Here is a 20,557-nt window from a genome sequence, read left to right on the forward strand (position 1 = left end):
CAGCAACACCATGAGCCCCCAGCCAGAAGCCACAGCTGGACCGAAACGTCGGCATCAAGTCGTCATCATCGGTTCGGGATTTGGTGGACTCAACGCGGCAAAGAAGCTCAAGCATGCCGATGTCGACATCAAGTTGATCGCGCGCACCACCCATCACTTGTTCCAGCCGCTGCTGTATCAGGTGGCCACCGGCATCATCTCCGAGGGCGAGATCGCCCCGCTGACCCGGGTCGTGCTGCGCAAGCAGCGCAACGTCCAGGTGCTGCTCGGCAACGTCACCCACATCGACCTGAATGGCGGCAAGGTCGTCTCCGAGCTGCTCGGTCACACCTACGAAACCCCTTACGACAGCTTGATTGTCGCCGCCGGCGCGGGCCAGTCCTACTTCGGCAACGACCACTTCGCCGAGTTCGCGCCCGGCATGAAGTCGATTGACGACGCCCTCGAGCTGCGCGGCCGCATCCTGAGCGCCTTCGAGCAGGCCGAGCGGTCGAGCGACCCGGAGCGCCGCAAGAAGCTGCTGACGTTCACCGTCGTCGGGGCCGGCCCGACCGGCGTCGAAATGGCCGGACAGATCGCCGAATTGGCCGAGTACACGCTGAAAGGTGCCTTCCGGCATATCGATTCGACGAAGGCGCGGGTGATCCTGCTCGACGCCGCGCCCGCCGTGCTGCCGCCGATGGGCGAAAAGCTGGGCGAGCGTGCCGCGGCCCGGCTGGAGAAGATGGGCGTGGAGATTCAGCTGGGCGCGATGGTCACCGACGTGGACCGCGACGGCATCACCGTCAAGGATGCCGATGGCACCATCCGTCGCATCGAATCCGCTTGCAAAGTCTGGTCTGCCGGTGTTCAGGCCAGTGGTCTCGGGCGCGACCTCGCCGAGCAGTCGCCGGTCGAGCTCGACCGGGCCGGGCGGGTCAGGGTGCTGCCGGATCTGTCCCTCCCCGATCACCCGAGCGTGTTCGTCGTCGGCGACATGGCCGCCGTCGAGGGCGTGCCCGGTGTCGCGCAGGGCGCCATCCAGGGCGCGAAATACGTTGCGAGCGCGATCAAGGCGGAGCTGGCGGGCGCCGACCCGGCCCAGCGCGAGCCGTTCCAGTATTTCGACAAGGGCTCGATGGCGACGGTGTCGCGGTTTTCCGCGGTGGCCAAGATCGGCCCGCTGGAGTTCAGCGGCTTCATCGCCTGGCTGATCTGGCTGGTGCTGCACCTGGTGTACCTGATCGGCTTCAAGACGAAGATCACCACGATGCTGTCGTGGACGGTGACGTTCTTGAGCACGCGGCGCGGTCAGCTGACGATCACCGACCAGCAGGCCTTCGCGCGAACACGCCTCGAGCAACTGGCCGAATTCGCGGCCGAGGCGCATACCTCCCGCTCGTCCGAGCGGGTGGCCAGCTAGCCGACCAGCCGGTCGGCCTGCCAGGTGCTCAGCGTGCCGCCGCCCGCGAGCTCCAGCACGGTCGAACCGTCCTGCACGGGCGTATCGAAAGCTGTTGCCGGATAGCGTAATTCGCTGACCGTCGCCCGCGGTGCGGCGATGACGTCGTCGGCCAGCGAGCCGGCGCCGAGTTCCAGCCGGTGCCGCAGCAGCGGGCGGTCGGCGCAGTCGGCCCTCAGCGAACCAGACCAAAAGCCTTCGCGCTCATCGCATCTGCCGATCTGCACCCGCTCGCGGAACCGGACTCGGCCGTCGTCACGCAGCACCAGGGCCACGGTGGACACGTGCCGGGCGGCCGCGGCCACGATTGTCGGCTCCAGGTCGATGTCGAGCTCGCCGGACACCTCGATGTCCCAGCGCGCATGAGACGTCGGGCTGTTGGCCCCGGGCAGCACCACGGTGGCGGCGGCGCTGCGCACCTTCAGCCTGGCTCCCCCTTCCACGACCACCCGGATGTCGATGGTGTCGCCGCCCAGCGGCGTGGCCGCCGCCGAGACCAGGTGCACGGTGTGCGGTGCGGTGTAGCGGGCGGCGATGCCGCCGGTGCACTCGATGCGCGGGAGCCGGTTGCCCGACGCGATCAGCAGGACGTCGGAGTGCATCAGCCGGACGCGGCGAGTTGCCCGCGAACCCAGGTCAGCACGTCGGTGGCGGCGGGGTCCTTGGTCAGCGACTGCAGCACCGTCGGACGGCCGCCGCGCACCGCGTCGGCGTCGCGGGCCATCACATCCAGGTCGGCGCCCACCAATGGCGCCAGGTCAGTCTTATTGACTACCAACAGGTCTGAGTAGGTCACCCCCGGGCCACCCTTGCGTGGGACCTTGTCCCCGCCCGCCACGTCGATGACGAAAATCTGGACATCGACCAGCCCGGAGGAAAAGGTGGCCGTCAGGTTGTCGCCGCCGGATTCCACCAGGATCAGGTCCAGCGCGTCATGGGCGCCGATCAGGTCATCGATCGCGTCCAGGTTGGCGGTGATGTCGTCGCGGATCGCGGTGTGCGGGCAGCCACCGGTCTGCACCGCGGCGATCCGGTCGTCCGGCAACACCGCATTGCGGCGCAGGAAGTCGGCGTCCTCGGTGGTGTAGATGTCGTTGGTCAGCACCGCGAGCGACAGCTCGTCGCGCAGCTGCCGGCACAGCGCCGCGACCAGCGCGGTTTTGCCAGAACCGACCGGGCCGCCCACTCCGATGCGCAGCGGCTCCCCCGGCCGGCGGACCCGCTTCGGCCGATCGTGGTGAGTGTGCGGATGGCTGTGGGAATGTGTTGGCATCTCGTGTCTTTCAGGAGACGAATGGGACTCGCTCGCGTTCGGCGTCGGGTAAGCCCAGCGTATCGACCCAAAGATGGTCAAGTTGGCCAGGTAGGCGTGCCGACGGAATTCGTTCCCAGGAAACTCACAGCGCTCTGGCACTTCATCAAATTTGATGTGCGAGGCCCGGCAGGTAGCTTGTACCGTGGCGCGCCGATACGGCCGCCCGGACGAGTTCGCCGTACCCGGAGAGCGACAAGACGGTGACCGCGGGATGCCTTTGTGCACCGGTCAACCGAACATGTTCGTAGAGCTCGTTCCTCTGTTTGATTCCGGTCCTCGGGGCATCCTCCAACGTCACAGTTAGTACTCGACGAGAGGAAACCGATGTTCAATCCGTTCGCCGGCCAGGCCGACATTCCCAACCGCGAAGGCGCCTGGGCGCAGCAGGCTGAGGCCGAGCTATCCACCCGCCGGCACAAGGAAGAGATCGAGCGCTGCCTCGCCCAGGGGCTGGAGGCCGCCCCGACCATCAACGACCGCACGCTGTCGACCTTCTCCCGCGGCGAGCTGCCGCACTTTGCCGGGGAGCGCGGCACGTTTCTGAAGTGCCCATTCCTGGACGACGTGCACGACGTCGGCGACGCCGAGGTGGCCGTCTTCGGCGCGCCGCTGGACGCGGGCACCACCTACCGGCCGGGCACCCGGTTCGGCCCGATGGGAATTCGCCGCTCCACCAACCTGTTTGGCACCTATTGCTACGAGCTCGGTGTCGATCTGCGCGAGCAGCTCAACATCGTCGACATCGGCGATGTGGTCACCATTCCCGCCAACATCGAGAAGTCGTTCGACCAGATCAGCACGGCCATGTCGCATGTGGTCTCGCAGGGCGTGTTCCCGGTGATCCTGGGCGGCGACCACTCCATCGGGTTCCCGACCGTGCGCGGTCTGGCCCCGCACATGGACGGCAACATCGGCATAATCCACTTCGACCGCCACGTCGATACCCAGGAAACCGACCTCGACGAGCGAATGCACACCACGCCGTGGTTCCACGCGACCAACATCAAGAACGCGCCGGCCACCAACCTGGTGCAGATCGGCATCGGCGGATGGCAGGCACCCCGGGCCGGCGTCCAGGTGGGTCGGCAGCGCGGCAGCACCGTCATCACCGTCGGCGACGTCGAGCGGGTCGGGATTGAGAAGATCGCCGAGATCGCGCTCGAAACGGCATGGAAGGACGCCAAGGCGGTCTACCTATCGTTCGACATCGACGTGATCGACGCCGGGTTCGTGCCCGGAACCGGCTGGCCCGAGCCGGGCGGCCTGTTGCCGCGCGAGGCGCTCAACCTCATCCGGATGATCTCCGAGCCGGGCCTCAACGGCATCGAGGTGGTGGAGTGTTCACCGCCCTACGACTGGGCAGAACAGACCGCGCTGCTGAGCAGCCGGGTAATCCTGGACAGCCTGGCCGTCATGGTGCGGGCTGGCAAACTTGGGAAGAAGCCCGCCGCGCTCAAGCGGCATGCTTGGGGACCGTTCAGCGACTGATTCTCGATTGATCGGCAATGAACGTCCTTCGCCCGCTACCCATGCACGCAGTTTCCTGCGCGCGGCGGGCGCGGCCGCCAAATTGCGTTCGCCACCATGCGCTCCCACGCCATGACGAGGGCCCAACCTGTCTCCGGTCGCACTCCCGGTGATCGGATAACCCCTCGTCGCCCCGCCCGGTTTCACGGCCCGATTCACCCGACAAGCCGTGATTAGGACAACGAGCTAACTTGCTCATTGGCCGCAGGGCAAATTTCGGGTGCGCGCCGCGGGCGGATCCCGTCGGGGTTGGTGGTGTGCGCCCGGGTGCCTGCACGCGCTGCCGGCCGTCGGGCAGTCGATCGTCGGCGCCGATGACCTTCCGGGGCGGCGAAGTGGCTGGAGTACAGCGGTTCTCGCATTTTCCCGGGTGCCGTGTGGGCCGACTATGCATGCTCGTATCGCGAAGGCGGAAGCCAACTTTCGGCCGGGTTGTGGGGCGCCGTCGGACCGGCGGCGAGCGAACGCAGACGAGGCCCGACGGAGTTCCCAGCTAATTCCCAGTAGTTAACCATGGCCATTCCAGCCAGTGCCGCCAATATTGGGAACTTGTGCGGGAACGAAGTCGTCAGCGCGCCGCCATGCACGCGGGTTCGATGACGCGCGCCTTCGTTCGCCCAACTGTTCGCGCGCGTGCGCTCGCGCGCGAAACCCAGCGTCATGCCGTCGCCCGGTTCGGGTTCAAGGCGTGTGATTCGGCGTCTGGACGGCGTGTTACGGGGGTTTCGTAGTGGATTATGCGGCGCTGCCGCCCGAGGTGAACTCGGGGCGGATGTACGCGGGTGCGGGCGTGGGACCTTTGGTAGCGGCCGCGGCCGCCTGGGATGCGTTGGCGGCGGAGTTGGGCTCCATGGCGGCGTCGTACCGGGCGGTGGTCTCGGAGCTTTCGGGCGGGCCGTGGGCGATGGTCGCCGCGGTGGCCCCCTACGTGTCGTGGATGAACACCACCGCGGCCCAGGCCCAGCAGACGTCCAGCCAGCTGGGGGCGGCGATCGCGGCGTATGAGGCGGCGTTCTCCGCGACGGTGCCGCCGCCGGAGATCGAGGTCAACCGCGCGTTGTTGGCTGCGCTGGTGGCCACCAACGTCCTCGGTCAGAACACCCCGGCGATCGCGACCACCGAGGCGCAGTACGCCGAGATGTGGGCCCAGGACGCCACGGCGATGTACGGCTACGCGGGCGCGTCGGCCGTCGCGACCAGGGTGACGCCGTTCAGCACCCCGCCCAAGACCACCAACGACAGCGGCACCACCGTGCAGGCCGCCTCCGTCAGCCGCGCCGCGGCCACCACGCCCGGGACCAGCACGCAGTCGGTCATGCAGACCGTGCCCAACGCGCTCACCAATCTGTCCAACGGGATTGCCAGCCCGGGGGATCTGAGTTTGGGGGGGAACCCTTTCGACGCCCCCACCGGCGGGCCCACCGGCCTCAACCTGCTGACCCAGAACATCGGTAACTGGGCCTTGGTCATCAGTGGCCCGCTGTTCACGGCTTCCGGTATCACGCCGCTGATGGGCAGCCTGTACACCCTTGCGCTGCCGCCGGCCGCGGCGGCAGCGGCCGCCGGTGACGTGAGCCCGGCGGACACCGGCCTGGGCACCCTGGTGAATTCCCAAGGCGCAGGGGCGGGTTCGGTCTCGGCGGGAATGGGCAAGGCCGCCCCGATCGGCGAGTTGTCGGTGCCGCAGTCGTGGGGTGACTCCCCCGGTATTCGGCTGGCCAGCAGCGCCTCCCCCCTGCCGGCCGCCGGGCTCGGCGGCACGCCCGGCGCCGCCGCGGGGCCAGGCGGGTTCTTCGGCGGCATCCCCCCGGTGGGCAGCCTGGTCAACGCGCCGCGGGGCGAGCAGACGCGCGCCGGCTCCGGCTCGGGTCAGAAGGTTGTCCCGGGCGAGCCGGCCGCCGCCGCACGCACCGCGGTCGGGCCGGTGCCGCAGGCACCGGGTCGCCGACATGTGGCCAGCGCGCTGAGCGAGGAAGAACGCGAAGAACTCGCCAAGTTGCGCAAGGAAATCGCCGATGTGGCGACCGAACGCGACGCGGCAGCCCGCCTGATCAAGGAGGCAATGCTGTGAGCGGCCTGATGGACTTCGCGGGGGTACCGCCCGAGATCCAGTCCGCCCGGATGTACGCGGGCGCGGGCCCTGAGTCGTTGGCGTCCGCGGCTGCGGCCTGGGAACAGCTGGCCAACGAATTATCTTCCGCCGCAACGGGTTACCAGTCGGTGGTGTCGGAGCTGACCGGCGAGTCCTGGGTGGGCCCGTCATCGGAGTCGATGGCCGCGGCGCTGACCCCCTATGTGGCGTGGATGCACACGACCGCGGCTCAGGCCCAGCAGACGGCGAGCCAGCTCGGGGCGGCGGCCGCGGCCTACGAGTCGGCGTTCGCCGCGACGGTCCCGCCGCCGGAGATCGAGGTCAACCGCGCGTTGCTGGCGTCGTTGTTGTCCACCAACGTCCTCGGGCAGAACACGCCGGCCATCGCGGCCACCGAGGCGCAGTACTCCCAAATGTGGGCGCAGGATGCCGCGGCGATGTACGGCTACGCCGGAGCGTCGGCGGCCGCGACGCGGTTGACGGCTTTCGACGACCCGCCGCAGACGACCAACCAGACCGGCACGACAAACCAGCAGATGTCAGTCGCCAAGGCCGCCGCCGTGGGGAGCGGCCAGAGCCAGTCGACGCTGTCCAACGTGCCCAACATGCTGATGGACGCCGCGTCGGGATCGCCGTCCACAGGGACGACCGCTGCGCCGGCCGCGACGTCCAGTGGCGGTTCGCTGATCGATCTGTTCAACAACTTCAGCGCCAACACCATCGGCTACCAGATCCTCTCCGAAGGTTTGAACTTCGACGCGTCCGGTGCCTTGCTGACCCTCGCGCCGCCGGTGGCGACGGCCTGGAACCCATTGGTCGCTTCCCTTACCCCGGCGGCGGCCACCTCGTCTTCGGTCTCACCTGCAGCCTCGGCGGGCCTCGGCAATGCCGGGGTGTCGGCGGGGATGGGCGAGGCGACCACGGTCGGTCAGTTGTCGGCGCCGCAGTCCTGGGGCAGCTCCCCCGCTATTCGCCTGGCCGCCACCGAACTTCCCGCGGCCGGCCTGGCCGGTGCTCCGCAGGCCGCGGCGATGGCGCCGGGCTTCTACGGCGGTATGCCCCCGATGGGGCCCGTCGCCAGCGTCGTCAACGCGCCCCGCGGCGACCAGGGTCGCCTGCGCGCAGGCACCCGCAACAAGGTGATCCCGGCGGCGACCGGAACGGGCATGAACGACGATCCGGCGGGCCGGTGGGTCGAGCCGGCCGCGGCCGCCGACGACGCAGCGATCAGCGAACGCGAAGAGCTCAACCAGCTGCGCAGGGCGATCGCAGATGTGACCAGACAGCGCGATGTCCTCAAGCGCACTGCCTCGACGTTGATTAAGGAGGCAACGCAGAAGTAGCGACTGCAGCCACTTGATCGCTGACCGAGTGGCGGGGCTCCCACGGGCACAACCCTTTACGACCTATCGACGATTGGAAGTCAGAGCAGATGTTCTTCACAAAACCGGCTAAGCGGTCACCGCGAGGTTGGGCGGGCGATGTAGCCGTCGACTCCGAATCCGCTGCGGCCCAAGACGAAATCGAGTCCGCCATGAAACTGCCGGAAGCGGTCGACGCCACAACAGGTGTCGTGTCGGACGACGACGAGGACCAGGCACAGTTACGGGCCCTGGGCTTCCAGTCCGACTTCAAGCGGGACATGAGCCCGTGGGCCAACTTCTCGCTGGGATTCACCTACCTGTCACCGGTGGTCGGCATCTACACGGTGTTCGCCTTCGCGCTGTCCGCCGCGGGCCCGCCGATGATCTGGAGCCTGCTGATCGCCGGCGTCGGACAGATGCTGGTCGCGCTGGTGTTCAGCGAGGTCGTGGCGCAGTTCCCGGTGGCCGGGGGCGTCTATCCGTGGGCGCGACGACTGTGGGGCCGCAAGTGGGCGTGGATGACCGGGTGGGTCTACATGTTCACGCTGCTGGCGCTGCTGGCCGACGCCGCCTACGGTGCAGGCCCTTACGTCGCCGACGTATTCGGCTTCGAGGCGACGCCGCACACCACGGTCCTGTGTGCGCTCGTCATGTTGGCGATCGCAACGGTCATCAATCTCACCGGCACCAAGATGCTCGGCTACTTCGCCATCTTCGGCTTCAGCGCCGAGTTGATCGGCGCGATCGTGGTCGGCGTCTGGCTGCTGTGCACTCAGCGTCACCACAACCTCGGCGTGCTGTTCCACAGCTTCGGTGCCGAAGGTAGCCACAGCTACATGTACGCCTTCCTGGCCGCGAGTTTGATTGCGCTGTACCAATTCTTCGGCTTCGAGGCGTGCGGCGACGTCGCCGAGGAGGTGCGCAACCCCGGCATCCAGATCCCCAAGGCGATGCGCCGCACCATCTACGTCGGCGGGTCGGCGGCCACGTTCGTCTGCCTGAGCCTGATCCTGTCGGTCAGTGACTTCGGCGCGGTGATCAGCGGCAAGGACGCCGACCCGATCGACACCATCCTGAAGACCGCGTTCGGTGGCCTCGGCTCCAAGATCGTGCTGTGCATCGTGCTGATCTCGTTCGTCTCGTGCGCGCTGAGCCTGCAGGCCGCCGCCAGCCGACTGATCTACTCCTACGGCCGCGACGACATGATCGTCGGCTCAAAGCTGTTGGCGCGCTTCGACCACAAGCGCCACGTGCCGCCCTACTCCCTGCTGATCGCGGTGATCATCCCGGCGTTCCTGATCGTCGGATCGCTCATCTCCGCCGACGCGCTCACCAAGCTCGTCAGCTTCGGGTCGGTCGGCGTCTACATCGCCTTCCAGATGGTGGTGCTCGCGGCGCTGCGCGCACGCATCAAGGGCTGGGTGCCGAAGGGTAAGTACAAGCTCGGCCGGTGGGGCGTGCCGGTCAACATCGGTGCCCTGATCTACGGCGTCGCGGCCATCATCAACCTGTCCTGGCCGCGCGACAGCCACCAGCCCTGGTACGACGACTACATCATCGCGCTGATGTCGGTCTCCATCATCGGCCTCGGTCTCGTGTACCTGTTCTTCACCCGAGCCCACGACAAGAGCGACGCACCGTACAACGACGCCATTCCGAAGGCGTAAACCCTGGTAGCCCAGCGCCTTTCAGGACACGAATAGGGGTCGATCCCGTTCGGCGTGGCGCTGGGCCAGGGTGTCGAGCAACGGGTCGGACAGGTCGGCGGGCCCCGCGGCCGCCTCGGCGGCCGTACGCTCGCACAGCTCCGCGAGCCGGAACGTCAGCGCCGCCACGTCGGCCGGGTCCAGTGCCAGCAGCCGTTGGGCGGCGGTCGCCGAGCCCGTCATCGTGGTGTAGACGATCGCCAGCGCGCCCTGCTCGGGAGACAGGCCGCTGACGGCGCCGACCCGCCCGGCCGCGACGGCCAGGTGCGGTTGGGGCCCGAGTTCGTCCCAGCCCGCGTCGGGCCAGACCCGTCGCGCCAGCCGCGCCAACCCGCGGCCCTGGCTGCGCGACGCCTGCCGGGCGGCCGGCGCCGGTGTGCGGGCGTCGGTCTCCTGATCGGCGCGGGCGGGATCGAAGTCCCCGCGATGAACCGCCGCGGCGATCGATGCGGTCACCAACCCGTGGCTGCGAATCCTGCGCCGCAGGAAGGCGTCCAACGTCTCCAGGGTGTTCACCAGGCCGCTGGCGACGGCCTCCTCGACGCCGCCGGAATGCACGTGGGAGCCGGCCGGCAGTCGTGAATCGGCCAGCGTGAGCAGCGTTGCGAGTGCGGACATGTGTCTTTAGAACAGGAAATACCGTTGCGCCATGGGCAATTCGGTCGCCGGCTGCTCCTGCCAGATGGCGCCGTCGATGCGCACGGTGAAGGTGTCCGGGTCGACCTGGATGTCGGGCAGCGCGTCGTTGAGCGGCAGATCCGCTTTGCCGATGCGTCCGGTGTCGCGCACCGCGACCAAGCGCCGCTTGACGTCGAGGCGGCCGGCCAGGCCGGCCTCGATGGCCTGGGGGGCAACGAAATGCACCGACGTGGCGGCGGCCGCCGATGGCGCGGCGCCGAACATCGGGCGCGGCAGCACCGGCTGGGGCGTGGGGATGGATGCGTTCGCGTCCCCCATCGCCGCCCACGCGATCATGCCGCCCTTGAGCACCAGGTCGGGGCGGACGCCGAAGAACGCGGGGTCCCACAACACCAGGTCCGCCAGCTTGCCCACCTCGACCGAGCCGACCTCGTGGTCGAGGCCGTGCGAGATGGCCGGGCAGATGGTGTATTTGGCGATGTAGCGGCGCGCCCGCATATTGTCGGCGGCGCCGTCGCCCGGTAGCGCGCCGCGCCGGCGCTTCATCACATGCGCCGTCTGCCAGGTGCGCAGCACCACCTCCCCGATGCGGCCCATCGCCTGTGAGTCGCTGCCGATCATCGAGATGGCGCCGATGTCGTGCAGCAGGTCTTCGGCCGCCATGGTCGACGGGCGAATCCGGCTCTCGGCGAAGGCCAAATCCTCGGGCACCCGCGGGTTGAGGTGATGGCAGACCATCAACATGTCCAGGTGCTCGTCGAGGGTGTTCACGGTGTGCGGGCGGGTCGGGTTGGTGGAACTGGGCAGCACATTGGGGTGGCTTGCGACCTTGATGATGTCGGGAGCATGGCCGCCGCCGGCGCCCTCCGTGTGATAGGTGTGGATCGAGCGGCCGGCGATCGCGGCCAGGGTGTCTTCGACGAATCCCATCTCGTTGAGGGTGTCGGTGTGCAGCGCGATCTGCACCCCGGCGGCGTCGGCGACAGTCAGACACGCGTCGATGGCCGCGGGGGTGGATCCCCAGTCCTCGTGCAGCTTGAATCCCGAAGCGCCGCCGCGCAATTGCTCCCACAGCCCCTCGGTGCTGACGGTGTTGCCCTTGCCGAGCAGCGCGAAGTTCACCGGCCACCCATCGAGCGCCTCGAGCATCCGCGCTAGGTGCCATTCGCCCGGGGTCACCGTGGTGGCCTTGGTGCCATCGGCGGGGCCGGTGCCGCCGCCGATGACCGTGGTGATCCCGGCCCCGAGCGCCTCGGCCATCAGCTGTGGGCAGATCAGGTGCACGTGGCAGTCGATGGCGCCCGCGGTGATGATCTTGCCGTTGCCGCCGATGATCTCGGTGGACGGCCCGACCACCAGGTCCGGGTGCACGCCCGACATGACATCGGGGTTGCCCGCCTTGCCGATGGCGACGATTCGGCCATCGCGAATGCCGATGTCGGCCTTGATGATTCCCCAATGGTCGATGATCACCGCGCCGGTGATCACGGTGTCGGGCGCACCGTCGGCCCGCGAGGCGCGGCCCTGGCCCATCGACTCGCGCAGCACCTTGCCGCCGCCGAACACCGCCTCGTCGCCGGCCAATCCCGGCCCGCCGCTGCGGTCTTCGGTGATCTCCACCAGTAAGTCGGTGTCCGCCAGCCTGATTCGATCACCAGTGGTGGGTCCGAACAGGGCGGAATAGCGTTCCCTCGACAGGCTTGCCATCAGGCGTCCAGCCGTCCGGGCGGGTTCAGGCTCAGGCCATGCACCTCGCGGAGCCCGCGCAGCGGCACGAGTTGAACATGGTGGGGCACACCGGGTTCGAAGCGCACTGCGGTAGCCGCGGGGATGTCCAGCCGGTAGCCGTATGCGGCCGCGCGGTCGAACGACAGCGCCGAGTTGGCCTGCGGAAGGTGGACGTGGCTGCCGACCTGCACCGGGCGGTCGCCGGTGTTGACGATCTGCATCTCGATGCGTGGCGCGCCCGCGTTGATCTCGATATCGCCGCTGCCGTAAAGAATTTCGCCGGGAATCATGAGATCGGGTTGTGTACGGTGACCAGCTTGGTGCCGTCCGGGAACGTCGCTTCGACCTGTACGTCGGCGAGCATCTCGGGCACTCCCTCCATCACGTCGTCGCGGCCGAGCACGTCACAGCCGCTGGCCATCAACTCCGCGACGGTGTGCCCGTCACGGGCGCCCTCCAGGATGTGGTCGCTGATGATCGCGACGGCCTCCGGGTGATTCAGCCGCAGGCCCCGGGCGCGGCGGCGGCGAGCCAATTCGGCGGCGTAGGACAGCAGCAACCGCTCCTGCTCGTGCGGCGTCAGGCGCATGTTTGCGATCCTGCCATGCCACGTGCAGCCCGCCGCCGCCTGCTCAGCCTTCGCGCGGCTCGAGATTCTGCAGGCGGACCTGCCCCCGCGCGACGACGCGATCGGAGTCGTCGGTGATGGTGACCAACCAGAGCTGTTGGCGCCGGCCGCGGTGAATCGGTTCGGCGGCGCCGTAGACGCTGCCCGAGCCGATCGAGCGCAGAAAGTCTGTGTTGTTGTTCACACCCACGACGTTGCCGCCGCCGTGGTCCGCGAGCCAGGTGTAGGCGGAGACGCTGGCCATGCTCTCGATCATCGAGCAGTAGACCCCGCCATGCACCAGGCCCATCGGCTGCAACAGCTTGGGCGTGACGTCGAGCTGCGCGCGGGCGCCGTCCGGGCTCAGCTCGGTAAATACCAGCCCCAGCTCGGTGTCGAACGGAGCGGTGAAACCGGGCGGGAAGGCGGCGTCGGGCGGCGTTGGCACGTTCTGTGTCTACACCATCGGCCAGGTCGGGAATCGACACCACTGCATCGGGAAACACCCGTAAAAAACAGGCGAGCCCCGTGCGCTAAGGCACGGGGCTCGCCGATCGAACAGACCGGGGGTCACTGCAGCCCTCAGGACACTCCGGCGGTCATTATCGCTCGACCTCCATCAGCATAGGCAAGGCTGCCCTAATTTTGCAAGCGTTTTTGTCGTAGTGTGTTGACCAGGCGCGGCAGGGTGTCCGGATCCCGCTGTTCTGAGAACAGCAATTGCCCAGCTGACGTTACGACGAACCGTAGTAAGCCGGAGTACGCTGGTTTCGACCCTGATGGAGATGAACGCACTATGGCCAAGCTGACACGGCTAGGGGAACTCGAACGCGCGGTCATGGATCACTTGTGGTCCATGCCGGAGGCGCAGACGGTCCGCCAGGTACACGAGGCCCTGTCGGCGCGTCGCGACCTGGCGTATACGACGGTGATGACCGTCCTGCAACGTCTGGCAAAGAAGAATCTCGTTTCGCAGATCCGGGACGACCGGGCCCACCGGTACGCGCCCGTGCATGGCCGCGACGAGTTGGTCGCCGGATTGATGGTCGATGCGCTGGCCCAAGCCGAGGACTCCGGCGGTAGGCAGGCGGCGCTGGTGCACTTCGTCGAGCGGGTGGGCGCCGACGAGGCGGAGGCGCTACGGCGCGCGCTGGCCGAAATGGAAGCCAATCAACGCAATACCTCCCCAGCTGCTGGCGTTCAGCCGGAGGGCTGAGGGACACTAGCAGTGTGTCCGCGCTGCTTTTCACCATCCTCGCGGTGCTGCTGACCGGTCCGGTACCGGCACTGCTGGCCCGAGCGAGCTGGCCCCTGCGCGCTCCCAGGGCCGCAATGGTGTTGTGGCAAGCCGTCGCACTATCCGCGGTGCTGTCCGCGTTCAGCGCCGGCATCGCGATCGCGACCCGGCTGCTCGTGCCCGGTCCCGACGGCCGGCCCACGACAAGCATCCTCGGTGCCGCCGAGCGCCTGGGGTGGCCGCTGTGGGCCGCATATATCAGTGTCTTCGCCCTGACCCTGTTGGTCGGCGCCCGATTGATGATCGCCGTGATTCAGGTGGTCATCGCCAATCGGCGCCGGCGCGCCCATCACCGCATGGTCGTCGACCTGGTCGGCGTCGGCCATGGCGCCGCCCTGTCCCAGCCTTGCGCGGGCACCCGCGACCTGCGCGTGCTCGACGTTCCGCAGCCCCTCGCCTATTGCCTGCCGGGGGTGCGCAGCCGCGTGGTGGTCAGCGAAGGAACCCTGACGACGCTCGCCGACGCCGAAGTGGCGGCCATCCTCACCCATGAGCGGGCTCACCTGCGCGCGCGCCACGACCTCGTCCTGGAGGCGTTCACCGCCGTGCACGCGGCCTTCCCGCGGCTGGTCCGCAGCGCCAACGCGCTCGGCGCCGTGCAGCTGCTGGTGGAATTGCTCGCCGACGACGCGGCGGTTCGTGCCACCGGGCGGACTCCCCTGGCCCGGGCGCTGGTGGCCTGCGCGTCCGGCCGGACGCCGTCGGGGGCGCTGGCCGCGGGCGGACCCAGCACGGTGCTGCGAGTGCGCCGGCTGGGCGGGCGGGGCAACAGCCCGCTGCTGTCGGCGGCCGCCTATCTGGCCGCGGCCGCGGTCTTCGTGGTACCGACCGTCGCGCTGGCCGTGCCGTGGCTCACCGAGCTGGAACGCTTGCTCGACCTCTGACCCGGGCGAGAACCGATCACCCCGGGGACGCGACTGGCCCCTGTGTCACAGTGTGACCGAAAGCATTTCGGAACAGCTTCCCAAAATGAGGGGCCAAGACATGAGTTCGTCGAATTCCAAGACCGGCACCGCGCAGATCGGCGTCACCGGGCTGGCCGTGATGGGGTCGAACCTCGCCCGCAACTTCGCCCACCACGGCTACACCGTGGCGCTGCACAACCGGTCGATCGCCAAGACCGACGCGTTGCTCAAAGAGCACGGTGACGAGGGCAACTTCGTGCGCTCGGAGACGATCGAGGAATTCCTGGACGCGCTGGAGAAGCCGCGCCGGGTGATCATCATGGTCAAGGCGGGTGACCCCACCGACGCCGTCATCAACGAGCTCGCCGACGCCATGGAAGAAGGCGACATCATCATCGACGGCGGCAACGCGCTCTACACCGACACCATCCGTCGCGAGAAGGCGATCCGCGAGCGCGGCCTGCACTTCGTCGGCGCCGGCATCTCCGGCGGTGAGGAGGGCGCACTGAACGGGCCGTCGATCATGCCGGGCGGGCCGGCCGAGTCCTATAAGTCGTTGGGCCCGCTGCTCGAGGAGATCTCCGCGCACGTCGACGGCGTACCGTGCTGCACCCACATCGGCCCCGACGGCGCAGGCCACTTCGTCAAGATGGTGCACAACGGCATCGAGTACTCGGACATGCAGCTCATCGGCGAGGCCTACCAGTTGCTGCGCGACGGACTGGGCAAGGCCGCCGGCGAGATCGCCGACGTGTTCGCCGAGTGGAACAAGGGCGACCTCGGCAGCTACCTGATCGAGATCACCGCCGAGGTGCTCAAGCAGACCGACGCCAAGACGGGCAAGCCGCTGGTCGACCTCATCCTGGACGAGGCCGAGCAGAAGGGCACCGGTCGCTGGACGGTGAAGTCGGCGCTCGACCTCGGCGTGCCCGTGACGGGCATCGCCGAAGCGGTCTTCGCTCGCGCGCTGTCCGGATCGGTGGCCCAGCGCAAGGCCACCACCGGCCTGGCTTCCGGTGACCTCGGCGAAAAGCCCTCCGATGCAAAGCAATTCACCGAGGATGTGCGCCGCGCGCTGTACGCGTCGAAGATCATCGCCTACGCCCAGGGCTTCAACCAGATCCAGGCTGGCAGCGCCGAATACGACTGGGACATCACGCTCGGCGACATGGCGACCATCTGGCGCGGCGGCTGCATCATCCGGGCGAAGTTCCTCAACCGCATCAAAGAGGCGTTCGACGAGAACCCCGATCTGCCGACGCTCATCGTCGCGCCGTACTTCCGCAGTGCCATCGAGGAATCGATCGACAGTTGGCGCCGCGTCGTGGTGAAGGCCACCGAACTCGGCATCCCGATCCCCGGCTTCGCTTCGGCGCTGTCGTACTACGACGCCCTGCGCACCGAACGGCTGCCCGCCGCGCTGACCCAGGGCTTGCGGGACTTCTTCGGGGCGCACACCTACGGCCGCATCGACACCGATACCGACAAGCGCTTCCACACGCTGTGGAGCGGCGACCGCAGCGAAGTGCCCGCCTAGCGGGGCAAACTAGAGTGGCTTGAGGTGCGCTAACGAGGGTGGGGCGACTGCGATGAGGTTTCTGGACGGGCAACGGCCCGGCTACGACCTGACCTACAACGACGTGTTCATCGTGCCGAACCGGTCCGATGTGGCGTCCCGCTTCGACGTCGACCTGTCCGCCAGCGACGGCACCGGCACCACCATCCCCGTGGTGGTGGCCAACATGACCGCGGTCGCCGGGCGCCGGATGGCCGAGACGGTGGCCCGCCGCGGCGGCATCGTGATCCTGCCGCAGGACCTGCCGATCACCGTGGTCCAGCAGACGGTCGAGTTCGTCAAGAGCCGGGACCTGGTCCTGGACACTCCGGTGGTGCTGGCGCCCGACGACTCGGTGTCCGACGCGATGGCGCTGATCCACAAGCGCGCCCACGGCGTCGCCGTCGTCGTCTTCGAGGGCCGGCCGATCGGCCTGGTCAGCGAATCGTCGTGCGAGGGCGTCGACCGCTTCACCCGGGTGCGCGACGTGGCGGTCACCGACTTCGTGACCGCTCCGGCCGGCACCGAGCCGCGCAAGATCTTCGATCTGCTCGAACACGCCCCGGTCGGGGTCGCTGTCGTGACCGGCGACGACGGCACGCTGGCCGGCGTGCTCACCCGCACCGGAGCGCTGCGTGCCGGCCTGTACACCCCGGCCACCGACGCCGCCGGGCGGCTGCGGATCGGGGCGGCCGTGGGCATCACCGGCGATGTGGGCGCCAAGGCCCGGTCGCTGGCCGAGGCCGGTGTCGACGTGCTGGTTATCGACACCGCGCACGGGCATCAGGTCAAGATGCTGGAGGCGATCAGGCGCGTCGCGTCGCTGGACCTGGGTGTGCCGCTGGCCGCGGGCAACGTGGTGTCGGCCGAGGGCACCCGGGATCTGCTGGGCGCCGGGGCGAACATCGTCAAGGTCGGCGTCGGGCCGGGCGCCATGTGCACCACCCGGATGATGACCGGCGTCGGGCGGCCGCAGTTCTCAGCGGTACTCGAATGTGCCGATGCAGCAAGGCAATTGGGCGGTCATGTGTGGGCCGACGGCGGCATCCGGCACCCGCGCGATGTAGCGCTGGCACTGGCCGCCGGGGCGTCCAACGTCATGATCGGCTCGTGGTTCGCCGGCACCTACGAGTCGCCCGGCGACCTGATGCGCGACCGCGACGACCAGCCCTATAAGGAGAGCTACGGCATGGCCTCCAAGCGAGCGGTGGTCGCCCGCACGCTCGCCGACAGCGCGTTCGACCGGGCCCGTAAAGCGCTGTTCGAGGAGGGCATCTCGACCTCGCGGATGGGCCTGAACCCGGACCGCGGAGGCGTCGAGGACCTGATCGACCACATCACCTCGGGCGTGCGCAGCACGTGCACCTATGTCGGCGCCTCGACCCTGGCCGAGCTGCACGAGCGCGTGGTCATCGGTGTGCAGTCGGCGGCGGGCTTCGCCGAGGGTCATCCGCTGCCCCTGGGTTGGTGAACCCGCGGCGTTGCCAGGCACGTCGCACCGGGTCCCGCCGGTTCTCTTCGCTACCATGTGAATTCCGGTGGTTTTCATTGGCCGCAGCAGCACATTGCGCGGCTCGAACGCTAGATGAGCGAAAGGGATGACGTGCCGCAGGCACCCGTCGGGGCCTTATGTTGACCCAGGCCTTCCGGGACGAGCGGCCCCCCGCGCCGTCCCCGGCCAACCCGGCTTCCAGGCCGGTTGCTAGACCGGCACCGCCAGAGTCGTCCCGATAATCGCGCCCGCCATGAACGTCACCCTCACCGTCGTCAGCGTGCTGGCCATCGCCGCGCTGATCTTCGGTAACGCGGTGTTCGTCGCGGCCGAGTTCTCGCTGACCGCGCTGGACCGCGCCACCGTCGAGGCCAACGCCCGCCGCGGTGGCCGCCGCGACCGCCTCATCCAGCGCGCCCAGAACAAGTTGTCGTTCCAGCTGTCCGGAGCTCAGCTGGGCATCTCGATCACCACGCTGGTGACCGGCTACCTGACCGAACCCCTGGTCGCCGACCTGCCGCACCCGTGGTTCGACGCGATGGGGATTCCCGACCCGGTCGGCGACGGCATCATGGCGTTCCTGGTCCTGCTGCTCGTGACGTCGGTGGCGATGGTGTTCGGCGAACTGGTGCCGAAGTACCTCGCGGTGGCGCGGCCGCTGTCGACCGCGCGCGCGGTGGTGATCGCGCAGACGCTGTTCTCGCTGCTGCTCACCCCGGTGATCCGGTTGACGAACGGCGCCGCGAACTGGCTGGTGCGCAAGCTGGGCATCGAGCCGGCCGAGGAGCTGCGGTCGGCGCGCTCGCCGCGGGAGCTGCTGTCGCTGGTCCGCAGCTCGGCGCGCAGCGGCGCGCTGGACCCCGCCACCGCCGCGCTGGTGCGGCGTTCGCTGCAGTTCGGGACCCTGACGGCCGAGGAACTGATGACGCCGAGATCGAAAATCGTGGCGCTGCAGACCGACGACACCGTCAGCGACCTGGTCGCCGCCGCCGCCGAGTCCGGGTTCTCCCGCTTCCCCATCGTCGACGGCGACCTCGACGAGACCATCGGCATCGTGCACGTCAAGCAGGTGTTCAAGATCCCGCGGGCCGAACGCGCGCGCACGCTGCTGGCCACCGTCGCCCAGCCCGTGCCGGTGGTGCCGTCCACCCTGGACGGCGACGCGGTGATGGCCGAGATCCGGGCGAACAACCTGCAGACCGCGATGGTCGTCGACGAATACGGCGGCACCGCGGGCATCGTGACGGTCGAGGACCTGATCGAGGAGATCGTCGGCGACGTCCGCGATGAACACGACGATGCCACCCCCGACGTGGTGCTCGCCGGCAGCGGTTGGCGGGTATCGGGCCTGCTGCGCATCGACGAGGTGGCCTCCGCCATCGGCTTCCGGGCGCCGGAAGGACCCTACGAGACGATCGGCGGCCTGGTGCTGCGCGAGATCGGCCACATTCCGGCGGCCGGCGAAACCGTCGAGCTGACGGGCCTGGACGGCGACGGTCTGCCCGACGAGGCGCTGTGCTGGCGAGCGATGGTGGTGCAGATGGACGGCCGCCGCATCGACGTGCTGGAGCTCACGGAGCTGGGCCGCCGCGCCGAGTCGGCCGCGGGCCGGGGCGCCTCATGAACGGCACGTTCGGGGTGCTGCTCGCCCTCCTGCTGATCGCGGCCAACGCGTTCTTCGTCGCCGCGGAGTTCTCGCTGATCTCGGCGCGGCGCGACCGGCTTGAGGCGCTGGTCGAACAGGGCAAGTTCAGGGCGGTCACCGTGATTCGCGCCGGTGAGCAGCTGTCGTCCATGCTGGCCGGCTCGCAGCTGGGCGTCACCATCGCCTCGCTGCTGCTCGGTCGCATCGGCGAATCGGCGGTCGCCGGCCTGCTGCAGTCGGCGTTCGGGCTCACCGCGATCCACCCCGCGCTGGTGCACACGCTGTCGTTCGTGATCGCGCTGGCGCTGGTGGTGATCCTGCACGTGCTGCTGGGCGAGATGGTGCCCAAGAACATCGCGCTGGCCGGGCCCGAGCGCACCGCGATGCTGCTGGTCCCGCCGTATTTGGCCTACGTGCGCGTCGCCCGGCCGTTCATCGTGTTCTACAACAAGTGCGCCAACGCGATACTGCGCGCGCTGGGCACCGAGCCCAAGGACGAGCTCGACATCACCGTGTCCCCCGCCGAGCTGAGCGAGATGATCTCCGAGTCGGTGTCGCAAGGCCTGCTGGACCCCGAGGAGCACACCAGGCTGACCCGGGCGCTGCAGATCCGCAACCGGGTGGTCGGCGACGTGGCGGTGCCATTGGCCGACGTCCAGGCGGTGCCGGTGGCCGCACCGGGGTCGGGCCCGACCGTCGGGGCAGTCGAGAGCGCCCTGGCCCAGACCGGCTACTCCCGGTTCCCGATCGCGACCCTGGACGGGACGTTCATCGGCTACCTGCACATCAAAGACGTCTTGACCCGCGGCGACGACCCGCAGACCGTGATCGACCTGGCGCTGGTCCGCCCGCTGCCGCGGGTGCCGGCGGCATTGCCGCTGGCCGATGCCCTGTCGCGGATGCGCCGCAGCAACAGCCACCTCGCACTGGTGACCGACGACGGCGGCGTGGCCGCGATGGTGGCGATGGAGGACCTGGTGGAAGACCTGGTCGGCAGCATGCGCGACGCCTCGTGAGCGGAGTGACCGGCGGCTGGCCCTATGATTGAACGGCGCCAGTACAGCGAAGATGCTGGACGCCAGCGTTTTGGCCCGCAGCGATGCGTTGCCAGTAAGCGATCGTTCGGGACCGTCGAACCGCCGAGGGTTGACCCGGCTAGCCGCGCCTTGACCTGCTGTGCGAGCTGGGAGGATAGGCTCTTTCCGGCCACTGGCCGGTAGGCTGATGGCATAGCTAGTTGGGGC

General features: G+C 68.6%; 18 protein-coding genes and 1 riboswitch. Of the genes, 11 read left to right on the forward strand and 7 right to left on the reverse strand.

Going from position 1 to position 20,557, the window contains the following annotated elements; translation table 11 throughout:
- Window positions 1-10 precede the first annotated feature (10 nt).
- The gene (locus MRAB57_RS22645) at window positions 11-1,402 is read left to right on the forward strand and encodes an NAD(P)/FAD-dependent oxidoreductase (protein ID WP_077089328.1); all 1,392 of its coding nucleotides are present in this window, start codon (window positions 11-13) and stop codon (window positions 1,400-1,402) included.
- Here MRAB57_RS22645 and MRAB57_RS22650 read toward each other — a convergent pair.
- Window positions 1,399-2,043 (reverse strand): urease accessory protein UreD, encoded by a 645-nt coding sequence (locus MRAB57_RS22650; protein WP_077089329.1) that lies wholly within the window; start codon window positions 2,041-2,043, stop codon window positions 1,399-1,401. The genes MRAB57_RS22645 and MRAB57_RS22650 overlap by 4 nt on opposite strands.
- Window positions 2,043-2,714 carry an urease accessory protein UreG gene (gene ureG, locus MRAB57_RS22655; RefSeq protein ID WP_077089330.1) on the reverse strand — a complete coding sequence of 224 codons (672 nt, stop codon included), beginning with the start codon at window positions 2,712-2,714 and terminating at the stop codon, window positions 2,043-2,045. The genes MRAB57_RS22650 and ureG overlap by 1 nt, the downstream gene beginning before the upstream one ends.
- A 186-nt stretch (window positions 2,715-2,900) precedes the next feature.
- Window positions 2,901-2,963, forward strand: a riboswitch (guanidine-III (ykkC-III) riboswitch).
- A gap of 117 nt (window positions 2,964-3,080) precedes the next feature.
- Between ureG and MRAB57_RS22660 the strand changes: the two genes are divergently transcribed.
- From MRAB57_RS22660 to MRAB57_RS22675, 4 genes are all read left to right on the forward strand, one after another.
- Window positions 3,081-4,244, forward strand: coding sequence for an agmatinase family protein (locus MRAB57_RS22660; RefSeq protein WP_077089331.1), 1,164 nt, complete (start codon window positions 3,081-3,083; stop codon window positions 4,242-4,244).
- A 769-nt stretch (window positions 4,245-5,013) separates the two neighbouring features.
- Window positions 5,014-6,354 carry a PPE family protein gene (locus MRAB57_RS29445; protein WP_077089332.1) on the forward strand — a complete coding sequence of 447 codons (1,341 nt, stop codon included), beginning with the start codon at window positions 5,014-5,016 and terminating at the stop codon, window positions 6,352-6,354.
- An 8-nt stretch (window positions 6,355-6,362) separates the two neighbouring features.
- Window positions 6,363-7,718, forward strand: coding sequence for a PPE family protein (locus MRAB57_RS22670; RefSeq protein ID WP_077090785.1), 1,356 nt, complete (start codon window positions 6,363-6,365; stop codon window positions 7,716-7,718).
- Window positions 7,719-7,909: 191 nt separating this feature from the next.
- Window positions 7,910-9,406, forward strand: a complete 1,497-nt coding sequence (locus tag MRAB57_RS22675; RefSeq protein ID WP_077090786.1) for an APC family permease — start codon at window positions 7,910-7,912, stop codon at window positions 9,404-9,406.
- Between the two features lie 21 nt (window positions 9,407-9,427).
- Here the strand turns inward: MRAB57_RS22675 and MRAB57_RS22680 are convergent, their stop codons facing one another.
- The 5 genes from MRAB57_RS22680 to MRAB57_RS22700 are packed head-to-tail and all read right to left on the reverse strand — an operon-like array spanning window position 9,428 to window position 12,867.
- Complete coding sequence (locus MRAB57_RS22680) at window positions 9,428-10,063, reverse strand: urease accessory protein UreF (protein ID WP_077089333.1); 636 nt, start codon at window positions 10,061-10,063, stop codon at window positions 9,428-9,430.
- A gap of 6 nt (window positions 10,064-10,069) precedes the next feature.
- Window positions 10,070-11,791: an urease subunit alpha gene (locus MRAB57_RS22685; RefSeq protein ID WP_077089334.1), complete on the reverse strand. Its 1,722-nt coding sequence runs from the start codon at window positions 11,789-11,791 to the stop codon at window positions 10,070-10,072.
- Window positions 11,791-12,102 (reverse strand): urease subunit beta, encoded by a 312-nt coding sequence (locus MRAB57_RS22690; protein WP_077089335.1) that lies wholly within the window; start codon window positions 12,100-12,102, stop codon window positions 11,791-11,793. Before MRAB57_RS22690 ends, MRAB57_RS22685 begins: the two co-directional genes overlap by 1 nt.
- Window positions 12,099-12,401: an urease subunit gamma gene (locus MRAB57_RS22695; protein ID WP_077089336.1), complete on the reverse strand. Its 303-nt coding sequence runs from the start codon at window positions 12,399-12,401 to the stop codon at window positions 12,099-12,101. Before MRAB57_RS22695 ends, MRAB57_RS22690 begins: the two co-directional genes overlap by 4 nt.
- Window positions 12,402-12,444: 43 nt before the next feature.
- The gene (locus MRAB57_RS22700; protein ID WP_077089337.1) at window positions 12,445-12,867 is read right to left on the reverse strand and encodes a PaaI family thioesterase; all 423 of its coding nucleotides are present in this window, start codon (window positions 12,865-12,867) and stop codon (window positions 12,445-12,447) included.
- A gap of 348 nt (window positions 12,868-13,215) precedes the next feature.
- Here MRAB57_RS22700 and MRAB57_RS22705 point away from each other — a divergent pair, with 348 nt between their 5' ends.
- The 6 genes from MRAB57_RS22705 (at window position 13,216) to MRAB57_RS22730 (ending at window position 20,329) form a co-directional block, all read left to right on the forward strand.
- On the forward strand, window positions 13,216-13,635 hold the full coding sequence (locus MRAB57_RS22705) for a BlaI/MecI/CopY family transcriptional regulator (RefSeq protein ID WP_077089338.1): 420 nt from the start codon (window positions 13,216-13,218) through the stop codon (window positions 13,633-13,635).
- Between the two features lie 14 nt (window positions 13,636-13,649).
- Window positions 13,650-14,600, forward strand: a complete 951-nt coding sequence (locus tag MRAB57_RS22710; protein WP_077089339.1) for a M56 family metallopeptidase — start codon at window positions 13,650-13,652, stop codon at window positions 14,598-14,600.
- Window positions 14,601-14,700: 100 nt separating this feature from the next.
- Entirely contained in the window at window positions 14,701-16,158 is a 1,458-nt protein-coding gene (gndA, locus tag MRAB57_RS22715; protein WP_077089340.1) for an NADP-dependent phosphogluconate dehydrogenase, read from the forward strand.
- A 52-nt stretch (window positions 16,159-16,210) separates the two neighbouring features.
- Window positions 16,211-17,647, forward strand: coding sequence for a GuaB1 family IMP dehydrogenase-related protein (locus MRAB57_RS22720; protein WP_077089341.1), 1,437 nt, complete (start codon window positions 16,211-16,213; stop codon window positions 17,645-17,647).
- A gap of 274 nt (window positions 17,648-17,921) precedes the next feature.
- Window positions 17,922-19,292: a hemolysin family protein gene (locus MRAB57_RS22725; RefSeq protein ID WP_077089342.1), complete on the forward strand. Its 1,371-nt coding sequence runs from the start codon at window positions 17,922-17,924 to the stop codon at window positions 19,290-19,292.
- Window positions 19,289-20,329 (forward strand): hemolysin family protein, encoded by a 1,041-nt coding sequence (locus MRAB57_RS22730; protein WP_077089343.1) that lies wholly within the window; start codon window positions 19,289-19,291, stop codon window positions 20,327-20,329. Before MRAB57_RS22725 ends, MRAB57_RS22730 begins: the two co-directional genes overlap by 4 nt.
- Window positions 20,330-20,557 lie beyond the last annotated feature (228 nt).

The sequence above is a fragment of the Mycobacterium rhizamassiliense genome, assembly GCF_900157375.1.
Lineage (GTDB): Bacteria > Actinomycetota > Actinomycetes > Mycobacteriales > Mycobacteriaceae > Mycobacterium > Mycobacterium rhizamassiliense.